The sequence below is a fragment of the Limimaricola cinnabarinus LL-001 genome (assembly GCF_000466965.1).
Lineage (GTDB): Bacteria > Pseudomonadota > Alphaproteobacteria > Rhodobacterales > Rhodobacteraceae > Limimaricola > Limimaricola cinnabarinus.
This window is the reverse complement of the sequence record NZ_BATB01000087.1, coordinates 1-9932: the sequence shown is the minus strand read 5'-3', so window position 1 is coordinate 9932 and position 9932 is coordinate 1. Positions and strand designations below refer to the sequence as shown.

6 protein-coding genes and 2 pseudogenes are annotated in these 9932 nt (G+C 70.2%); 3 read left to right on the top strand and 5 right to left on the bottom strand.

Annotated features, from left to right (window positions below; genetic code table 11):
- Positions 1–1387, bottom strand: a 1387-nt coding sequence (locus MBELCI_RS22075) for an aldehyde dehydrogenase family protein (protein ID WP_235047686.1), incomplete at its 3' end; no start/stop codon positions are given.
- A gap of 95 nt (positions 1388–1482) precedes the next feature.
- Between MBELCI_RS22075 and MBELCI_RS22070 the strand changes: the two genes are divergently transcribed.
- On the top strand, positions 1483–2718 hold the full coding sequence (locus MBELCI_RS22070) for an AMP-binding protein (protein ID WP_021695514.1): 1236 nt from the start codon (positions 1483–1485) through the stop codon (positions 2716–2718).
- Positions 2649–4289, top strand: coding sequence for an SDR family oxidoreductase (locus MBELCI_RS22065; protein WP_235047685.1), 1641 nt, complete (start codon positions 2649–2651; stop codon positions 4287–4289). Before MBELCI_RS22070 ends, MBELCI_RS22065 begins: the two co-directional genes overlap by 70 nt.
- Here MBELCI_RS22065 and MBELCI_RS17150 read toward each other — a convergent pair.
- A pseudogene (locus MBELCI_RS17150) lies at positions 4262–4986 on the bottom strand (SDR family NAD(P)-dependent oxidoreductase). The gene MBELCI_RS22065 and the pseudogene MBELCI_RS17150 sit on opposite strands and share 28 nt — an antisense overlap.
- A gap of 157 nt (positions 4987–5143) precedes the next feature.
- Positions 5144–6151: an aldo/keto reductase gene (locus MBELCI_RS17145; RefSeq protein ID WP_021695511.1), complete on the bottom strand. Its 1008-nt coding sequence runs from the start codon at positions 6149–6151 to the stop codon at positions 5144–5146.
- Between the two features lie 234 nt (positions 6152–6385).
- Between MBELCI_RS17145 and MBELCI_RS17140 the strand changes: the two genes are divergently transcribed.
- On the top strand, positions 6386–7627 hold the full coding sequence (locus MBELCI_RS17140; RefSeq protein WP_021695510.1) for a glycerophosphodiester phosphodiesterase family protein: 1242 nt from the start codon (positions 6386–6388) through the stop codon (positions 7625–7627).
- Positions 7628–7771: 144 nt separating this feature from the next.
- Here MBELCI_RS17140 and MBELCI_RS22060 read toward each other — a convergent pair whose 3' ends face one another.
- A complete protein-coding gene (locus MBELCI_RS22060) occupies positions 7772–8383 on the bottom strand; it encodes a prolyl oligopeptidase family serine peptidase (protein WP_235047684.1) in 612 nt (203 codons plus the stop codon).
- A gap of 299 nt (positions 8384–8682) precedes the next feature.
- Positions 8683–9879: pseudogene (locus tag MBELCI_RS22055) on the bottom strand (S9 family peptidase); the annotation flags it as partial.
- Between the last annotated feature and the right edge of the window lie 53 nt (positions 9880–9932).

Below are 9932 nucleotides of genomic sequence, written 5' to 3'. Positions count from 1 at the left end.
CTCCGACGATTTGGGCGATGAGGCGGGCGGTGCGCGGCGTGTGCTCGGACGGGTGCAGGATCGCGCGGTTGCCACCGGCGAGCGCCGCCAGCAGCGGCACCAGCGTCAGCTGCACCGGGTAGTTCCACGGGCCGATGATGCCGACGAGGCCCAGAGGCACGCGTTCGACCCGCGCGGTCGAGGGCCACAGATGCGCGGGCAGTGTCACGCGGTCGGGGCGCATCCAGCGGCGCAGGCCGCGCGCGGCGTGGCGCGCTCCGCCGATCACCATCGCCACTTCGGTGAGCAGCGTCTCGGGACGCGGCCGCCCGCCGAAATCGGCGTCGATGGCCTGCGCGATCTCCTCGGCGGCGTGGCGCATGGCTGCCTCCAGCGCCTTAAGATGGGCGCGGCGCTCGGCGCGGGAGGGGGCGGGGCGGTGGCCCGACAGATCGGCGAAGGCCGCGTCGAGCGGCGTGGCGGGTTGGGCGTCCTTCATGGGCGGCTCTCCCTTTGGTCCGCGGCGGGACGCGCGACGGGGTGGGTGGTTCCGGGACCGGCATGGAGCGCAAGGCGGCGGCCGGTCCAGGCGCCGTAGGATCACCGGGTTGCGGTCGAGAAACCGCACCAGGAGCGTCGAGAGCGGCAGCCGCGTGCCGCGCCACAGCCGCCGCTGTGCGGCGATGGCGCCATAGGTCGCGCCGGCGATGTTGGTGGCGATGTCGCCCATCGTGTCGGGCAGGCCCGAGCGCTGCGCGTTGGTGCCGAACAGCGCGTCGATCCCGAATTCGAACATCTCCCACGCCGCGCCGACGAGGGCGGCGAAGCGACGCCGAGCAGCCCGAGGATCCACGGCGCGGTGCGCGGCGCGGCCCCCGCCGTGGGCAGCAGGGCCAGCGCCACCCGACCAGCGCCAGCACCGCCGCCGCCAGCGCGTGTAGCGCCACGTCCCACAAGGGCACGTCTCTGTAGAATCCTCCCGCCTCGCCCAGCCCGAGGCGCAGAGGCAATAGACGAGGATGCCGGTGGCCAGACCCGGCGGCATCACGATGCCCGACAGCCATGTGTAGAGCGGCAGCAGCGCCGCCATCGCCATCGCCCCCGCCGCGCCGAGCGCCACGACCGGATGCCCGGCGATCAGGCTCGCGGCGGCGAGGATCGCGGCACTGCCCCAGATGGCGGCCCGGAGCGTCGCGCGGCCGGCAGGGGCCGGGGCCGGGGCGGTGGAGCTTGTCATGCGGGTCATCTCGGTCCTGTCGGCGGCGGGCCTTGCTGATCTAGAGCGCGCATCGCCAAAGCCCAAGGGGGGTGGGACGCCGCCTTGCGGATGGGCGGTCCCGCGCGCCGCGCCGCTCATGCCATGGTGGTGCGGCGACACCGTGTTGCAGCCGACGCGGTTCTTGGTCACACATCCGCAAAAGCGGGCCGCCGGACCCGGTCGCGCGGGCGGGCCCGCGGGCCGGGCGGCGCGGCCCCGTCCCCGCAACCGAGGAAGCCGAAACCATGTTTGAGCCACAGACCGTCGCCGCCGAGCTGGTGCGCGCCATCGCGGATCACGCCGCGCGTCCCGCCATGGCCGACGAGACGGGTGCCTTGAGCTATGGTCAGCTCGGGCGGTTCGTCGAGCGGATGGGCGGGGCGGTGCGAAACGCGCCGGCGGTGGGGATCTTCGGCGCGCCTGGGCTCGTCATGGGGGCGAGTGCTGTGGCCTGCGTGATCCATGGGCGGCCTTTCGTGCATCTCGACCCGGCGATGCCGCAAGCGGTGCTGCGCAACATCCTGAGTGAGCTTGGCGTGACGCTGGTGGTGCTGTGCCAGACGCCTGTGCCGGGGCAGATCCCCGAGAGTTGCGAGACGCTGGAGGCGCGCGCGCTTCTGGAGGGGATCGAGGACGCCCCGCACGCGGCGCTGCGCGCGGCCCCGGTCGAACCCGGCGATGCGATCTATCTGGTGGCGACCTCGGGCACGACGGGGCGGCCCAAATGCATCCCCGTGACGCAGGACGCGGCGCATCTGTCCTATGCGTGGCGCGACGCCTTCACCCCCTATGCGCCGGGGATGCGCGTCGGCATCTACATCTTTGCAATCTGGGAGATGTTCCGGCCCCTGCGCCACGGGGCCGAGCTTTGGTTTCCCGATCCCAACACGCTGATGGCGCCGCGCGGGCTGGCGGCGTTCCTGATCCGGCACCGGATCGACGAGATGCTGTTCACGCCGTCCTTCTACGACAGCTTCCTCAGCGCGATCGACCGCGACACCGCCGCCGCGCTGCCGCTGCGCCGGGTCGTGCTCAATGGCGAAGTGGTGGGCGACGCGCTGATCTCGGCCTCTCTCGACAAGCTGCCGGGGGCCGAGCTTTGGAACCTCTACAGCATCTGCGAGACGCATGATGTGTGCATGTCGCGGCTCAGCGCGCCATCGGGTGGCGGGCCGGTTTCGGTGGGAGTGCCGATGCGGCATCTGCGCGCCGTGATCCTCGACGAGGGCGACGCGCCCTGCGCGCCGGGCACGCCCGGACGGCTGCATTTCGAGGGGCCGCGCATGCTCGGGCCGGGCTATGTGAACCGCCCCGAGGAGACGGCGCTGCGGTTTCGTGAGCTGGTCATCGAGGGCGCGAGGCGCGGCTCTACGACACCGGTGATCAGGCTTGGGTCGATGCGGAAGGTGCGTTGCACATCATCGGGCGGGTGGCGCATATGCTCAAGCTGCGCGGCTTTTCGATCCAGACGCGGGAGCTGACCGAGAGCCTGCGCGAGCGGCTCGACTTTGCGCAGGCGGTGCCATGGGTGGGCGAGGTCGGCGGGCGCGGACAGGCGCTGATCTTCTATTTCGCCGCCGATGCGGCGCAGGCGGCGGCCAATGCCGATCGCTGGGGCCTTGCCCCCGGCGCCAACCCGATGCCCGCCGCCCTCGCCTCGGAGCTGCGCGCGGTGCTGCCCGCCTATTGCGTGCCCGCATATCTGGTGCAGATGGACGCGATCCCGCTGCACCCGGTGTCGGGCAAGGCCGACCTGCGGTCGCTGCCGTCGGTGATGGAGACGGTGACGGAGACGGCGGACGAGACAAGCGGCACGACCGAGGACGCGGTGATCGCGGCCGCCGCCCGCGCCATGGGCTGCGCGCCGGGGCGCATCGACGCGGATCTGAGCTTTCACGATCAGGGCGGCGACTCGCTGATGTGCGTGGCGCTGATCCTCGATCTTGAGCGGATCTATGACAGGCCGGTGGATTTCGAGCTGGCGATGAACGTGCCGCTGCACCGGCTCGACGCGCTGTTGTCGGGGCAGGGCGGGGCCGCGATCCCGACCGGCGCGTTCGAGCGGCCCGGCCTCCTGCTGACCGGGGCGACGGGGTTTCTGGGCGGCCACGTGCTGGCGCGCGCGGCGCGCGACCTGCCCGCGGGGCACGTCGTCTATTGCCTCGTGCGCGACAAGCGGCGCGACGCGCGCGAGCGGCTCGACGAGGTGGCGCGCCGTCACGGGGTTCCGCCCGAGCGCTATGTGATGGTGCCCGGCACGCTGGACGCGCCGCGCTTCGGGCTCGATGGGGCGGCGCATGAGCGCGCTGGCGCGGGCGGTGGGGTCGGTCGTGCATTGCGCGGCGATGGTCAACATGGCGGTGGCGCGCAGGAGATGCGCGACTGGTCGGCGCGCGGCATCGAGGTCGTGCTGGAGTTCTGCCGCGCGGCGGGGGCGGATCTGCGGTTTTCTTCGTCGAGCGCGGTGTTCCCGGATCGGGGCGGGCCGTGGGGCGAGGGGCCGACGGTGCCTTGGGCGGGCTGCACCGGCTATGGCGCGGCCAAGATCGCGGCCGAGGCGGCGATCACCGCATCGGGCGTGCCCGCCGCGATCCTGCGGCTGCCCTCGCTCTACGATCTCGAGGCGCCGAACCCGCGCGACATCTGCGAGATCATCCTCGCCGCCGCGCTGCGCGCCGGGGCGATCCCCGAAGGGCTGTGCTTTCCGATGACCGACGTGACTGCCGCGGCGGCGCTGCTGCTCGGGCCGATCACCGGGCCGGGCGGGGCGGGGAGCGTGCCGGTCTGCAACCTGATCGCCGAGGCGCGCGTGACGCTCGACGGGTCGATGCCGGCGCGGGGCTGGCTCGATGCGGTCGATCTGCCGCCGGGCATCGCCCGGGTGATCGCGCAGGCGCCCGACACGCTGCGCGTCGATGCGCGCTTTGACAACGCGGTGGCGCGGGCGGCGTGGGCGCGGGTCTCGGACGCGCCCTTCGAGACGATCTGCGACGCCCCGGCGTTTCTGGCGCGCCGCCGCGCCACCTACCAGAGCGAGCCCGCGTTGACCTGAACGTCCTCCATGGTGATCGCCCGTCCCGCATCGCTCACCAGAAAGGCGGCGAGATCGGCGATCTCCTCGGGCTGGACCAGCTGGTGCTGCGGGTTCGAGGCGGCGTAATCGGCGCGGACCTCTTCGCGCGATTTGCCGCTGGCCGCGATGTCGGCGTCGATGAAGGATCTGAGCATCTCGGTCTCGACCCAGGTGGGGCTGATCGACACGCAGGTGACGCCATGCGCGGCCCCTTCGAGGCTGACGCAGCGCCCGAGGCCCAGAAGCCCCGCCTTGGAGGCGCAGTACGCGGCGTTGTTGGCCATGCATGATGCGCCGCCACCGAGGCGAGGTTGACGATGCGGCCGAAACCGGCGGCCTTCATGTGCGGCATCACCGCGCGGATCATCCGGAAGGTGCCCGAGAGGTTGGTGTCGATTTGGTCGTCCCAGACATCGTCGGGATGGTCGATCACGGCGGCCTCGGAATAGACGCCCGCCGTGTTGATCAGGATGTCGACGCCGCCGCGCCGCGCCACGACCTCCTCGACGAAGCCGTTCACGCTCGCGCTCGAGCGCACGTCGAGCGCCGCCACATGGGCCGAGAGACCCTGCGGGTCGAGGATGGAGCGCACGGTGTCGGCGTCACCGCCCCGGCGCGCGCCGATGCTCACATCGACGCCGTCGCGGATCAGGCGTCTGGCGATGGCCAGGCCCATGCCCGAAAGCCCGCCCGTGACGATCGCCGTTCTGCTGGCCTTGGTCATGTCGTTCCTCACTCGTGTCTGCATTGCGGGCTGACTACGCCGATTCCCCCCCGGCTGCACCGCGAAACATGGCGGCGCGACCGGGGGGCCTTGGGCGATCTGCGGGCGATCAGCGCTGGCCGGGGGTGCCGATCCGGTAGGGATAGAGCGTCTCGGGCGCCGAGACCGCGTCGAGCGCCTCGATGTCTTCGGCGCTCAGCGCGAGATCGAGCGTGCCGAGATTGTCCTCGAACTGCTCCATCGTGCGGGCGCCGAGGATCACCGAAGCCACCGAAGGGCGCCCCAGCAGCCATGCCAGCGCCACCTGCGGCACGCTGGCGCCCTGCGCCGCGGCGATCCGTTCCACTTCGGCGACGATGGCCCAGTTGCGTTCGGTGGCGCGGCGCTCCCAGCTTTCCTCATAGCCGGTATCGGCCTCGGCCACCCGGCCTTCGGACCGCTTGGCGCGGTCGGCGGAGGCGTATTTGCCGCTCAGGAAACCGCCGCCCAAGGGACCCCATGGCACCAGCCCGAGACCCTCGCTCTCGAGCAGGTCCGGAAATTCGTGCTCGATGTCGCGCAGCACGAGGCTGTACTGATATTGCGCCGCCGACAGCGGCAGGAAGCCGCGCTGCTCGGCGATGCCTTGGGTCTTCATCACCTGCCACGCCTTGAAGTTCGACACGCCCAGGTAGCGGATCTTGCCGCCGCTCACGAGGTCGTCGAAGGCGCGCAGCGTCTCGTCGAGCGGGGTCAGCGGGTCCCAGCCATGCATGTAGAGGATGTCGATCCGGTCGGTGTCGAGCCGCCGCAGGCTTGCCTCGACCCCGGCCATGACGTGGTGCCGCGACAGGCCGACCTCGTTGATGCCCGCCCCCATCGGCCATCGCAGCTTGGAGGCGATGACCACCTCCTCGCGGCGGCCCTTGACGGCGCGGCCGACGATCTCCTCGGAGGTGCCGCCGGCATAGACGTCGGCCACGTCGACATGGTTGCCGCCCGCCTCGACGAAGCGGTCGATCATCCGGGCGGCGGTGCTTTCATCGGTGCCGCGGCTACCGGTCTCGCCGAAGAGCATGGTGCCGAGCGCCAGCTCGGAGACCATCAGGCCCGAAGCGCCAAGTCTGCGATATTGCATCTGTCATTCCTTTGGTGAGTGGAGGCCGCGGCCGCATGGGCGCGGGCTGTGCGAAGATATGCAAGCCATGGGCCATGACGACAACCGCCTGTTTTCGAAAGGAGTTGCGCGCCGGCGCCGATGAATTTCTGGGCTCTGTCACAAAACCTTAATCACGGCGTCGCGTTTCGCTTAGGCTGTCTTGGCAGAAGGTCGGCACCAAGACCGGCCCTGACACCCATGGGAGGATGACACATGACACGAATCGGATTTCTGGCGCTGGCCACGGCGCTGCCGGGCATGGCGCTGGCCGAAAGCCACATGGCTGAGGGCGGCGCGGCCCTGAGCTATGGCGAACGGCCCTTCTTCCTGATCGACGCGATGGAAGAGGGCGCCCTCAAGGACAAGCTGATGTCCTGCCAGGGCCAGACGCCCGAGCGCACCGCCTTTTCCATCGCGCATCGCGGCGCGCCGCTGATGATCCCCGAACACACGAAGCAATCCTATGTCGCGGGCGCGCGGCAGGGTGCGGGGATCGTCGAATGCGACGTGACCTTCACCGCCGATCACGAGCTGGTCTGCCGCCACGCGCAGAACGACCTCGCCACCACGACCGACATCCTCGTCACCGATCTGGCCGGGAAATGCACCACCGGCTTCACCCCGGCGGGCGAGGGGGCGGATGCGGGCGCGGAATGCCGCACCTCGGACCTGACGCTGGCCGAGTTCCGCACGCTCAGCCCGAAGATGGACGCCTCCGACGCCTCGGCCGCGACGCCCGAGGAGTTCCAGGGCGGCACCGCGCCGTGGCGCACCGATCTCTACGTGGCGGGCGCGGAGCTGATGACCCACGCGGAATCGATCGCCCTGATCGACAGCCTCGGCGCCGATTTCACGCCCGAGCTGAAGGCGGCCTCGGTCGAGATGCCGCATGAGGGCTTCAGCCAGGAGGATTACGCGCAGAAGATGATCGACGAGTACAAGGATGCGGGGATCGACCCCTCCCGTGTCTGGGCGCAGAGCTTCGACCTCGACGACATCAAGTACTGGATCGAGAACGAGCCCGAGTTCGGCGCGCAGGCGGTCTATCTCGACGATCGCTACGAGGCCGAGGACGACGACGAGGGGCTGATCGACCCCAATGACCCTTCGACCTTCAAGCCGACGATGCAGGAGCTGGCCGATTTGGGCCTGACCTACATCGCGCCGCCGATGTGGATGCTGGTCACCACCGACGAGGCGGGCGGCATCGTGCCGTCGGCCTATGCCGAGGAGGCCAAGGCGGCGGGGCTCGAGATCATCACATGGACGCTGGAACGCTCGGGGCCATTGGCCGAGGGCGGCGGCTGGTACTTCCAGTCGGTCAGCGAGGCCATCGACGATGACGGCGACACCTACGCCATGCTCGACGCGCTGGCGCAGGATGTGGGCGTGACGGGCGTGTTCTCGGACTGGCCCGCGACGGTGACGTATTACGCCAACTGCGTGGGGCTGTAGGGCCGTTGAGAGCGGGGCAGGGGGGCGGCAACTGCCCCCCTGCCAGATGTGAGCTGGTCGATATGTATCCAGCGCCCTGGTCTGCGCATTCGGCATAGCCAAACGTCTTCCGACGCAGGATCGCGCGAGGGCGCGGGCGGCGGCTCAGGCCGTTTCGGGGTCGGTGCCGGTCGCCTTCAGCGCGAAGGCCTGCGAGCGGGCGGCGTCCTCGAGGGCTGCGAAGCGGCCGGATCTGCCGAAATGGCCCGAGGTCATGTTGGTGCGCAGCATCAGGATGTTGTCGTCGGTCTTGGTGGCGCGCAGCCGTGCGACCCACTTGGCCGGCTCCCAATAGGTGACGCGCGGGTCTGAGACGCCGGCGGTGACGAGGATCGGCGGATAGGCCTGCGCGGCGACGTTGTCATAGGGCGAATAGCCGCGGATCTGCTCGAAGGCGGCGCGGCTCTCGATCGGGTTGCCCCATTGCGACCATTCGCCCGGCGTCAGGGGCAGGCTGTCGTCGAGGATCGTGGCGAGCACGTCGACGAAGGGCACGTCGGCGATGGCCCCGGCCCATAGACCGGGGCGCATGTTGAGGACCGCCCCCACCAGAAGACCGCCCGCCGAGCCGCCCTGCACGACGATGCGGCCGGACGCGGTGCAGCCTTCGGCGACCAGCGCCTCTGCCGCCGCGATGGCATCGAGGAAGGTGTTGGGCTTGCCCTCGAACTTGGCCGCCTCGTACCATTTGCGGCCAAGCTCCTCACCGCCGCGCACATGGGCGATGGCGTAGACGAAGCCCCGATCCACCAGCGACAGCCGGTTGGCCGAGAAGGCGGCGGGCAGCTGACGCCGTAGGAGCCGTAGCCGTAGAGCAGGCAGGGCGCGGTGCCGTCGAGGGCCGTGTCCCTGTGGTGCAGGATCGTCACCGGCACCATCGCGCCGTCATGCGAACGCGCCGTGATCCGCCGCGTGACGTAATCGGCCGGGTCGTGACCCGACGGGATCTCGGTGGTCTTGCGCAGCACACGCTCGCCGCTCGACAGGTCGTAGTCGTAGACCTGCGGCGGCGTGGTGGGCGAGGAATAGGTGAAGCGGAAGCGGTCGGTGTCGTAATCGGGGCTGGGATCGGTGCCGAGCGCATAGGCCTCTTCGCCAAACGCGATCGCGCGCGTCTCGGAGAGCGGGCGGCCCCGGCGCAGGTGGCAGATCCGGGGCAGCGCGTCGCGGCGCTCCAGCCAGATGGTCCAGTTCTCATGCGCCGCGAGGCTGACGATCATGCGGCCCGGCTCGTGCGGGAGGATTTCGGCCCAATGGGCGCGCGACGGGGTTGCGACCGGCGCGGTCATCACCTTGAAATCGAACGCCTCGTCGGCGTTGGTCAGGATCAAAAAGGCGTCGCCCTGCTGCTCGATCTCGTATTCGAGGCCCTTGGTGCGCGGCTCGATCACGCGCGGCGCGGCCTCGGGGTCGTGGGTGGAGATCACGTGGATCTCGTTTTCGTCGTTCATCCCGGTCGAGATCGCCACGAAGCCGCCCGAGCGCAGCCTTTGCACATGCACGCCGTAGCGGGTGTCGCTTTCGGTATAGACCAGAACGTCCTCGGCCGGATCGCTGCCGAGCCGGTGGCGGTACACCTTGCTGGGGTGATGGCGCGCATCGACCCGCACGTAGAACAGCGTGTGCGCATCGGCCCATGCGACCGAGGCCACGTCCTCGATGCGGTAGCCCAGATCGCGGCCGGTCTCGACATCGCGAAAGCTCAGGCGGTGAAACTCGGAGCCGTTGACATCGGCGGTCCAGGCCAGCGTCCGGTGGTCGGGCGAGATCCGGCTCTGGCCGAGCTGGAAATACTCCTGCGCCGCGGCCTCGGCGTTCACGTCGAGCAGGACCTGCTCGGCGCCGCCCTCCTCGGGCGTGCGGACGAGCACCGGGTATTCCGCGCCCTCCGCGTAACGGCTCGCGTAGGCATAGGGGCCGTGCAGGCGCGGGGCGCTGCTGTCGTCTTCCTTGATGCGGCCGCGCATCTCCTCGATCAGCCGCTGCTGCAACGCCGCCGTGTCGGCCATCGCGGTCTTGTAATAGGCGTTCTCGGCGGTGAGATAGGCGGCGATGTCGGAAGGCAGCCTCTCGGGCTCGCGCATGGCCTCCTGCCAGTTCGGGGCGCGCAGCCACGCGTAATCGTCCCGAAGCTCGACGCCGTGAACACGGAAGGCGGCGGGGCGGCGATCCGCCACCGGGGCATCGGGCAGGGCTTTGAATGAACGAAGCATGTCGGTCCTTTGGGTCCCGTGCCGCTCTGGCGGGAGGGGGATGTTTTTGGGGG

Bases quoted from the DNA above. Each gene is read 5' to 3' on its own strand.
- MBELCI_RS22070 (WP_021695514.1), top strand. From the start codon at position 1,483: ATGTTTGAGCCACAGACCGTCGCCGCCGAGCTGGTGCGCGCCATCGCG.
- MBELCI_RS17140 (WP_021695510.1), top strand. From the start codon at position 6,386: ATGACACGAATCGGATTTCTGGCGCTGGCCACGGCGCTGCCGGGCATG.
- MBELCI_RS17145 (WP_021695511.1), bottom strand. From the start codon at position 6,151: ATGCAATATCGCAGACTTGGCGCTTCGGGCCTGATGGTCTCCGAGCTG.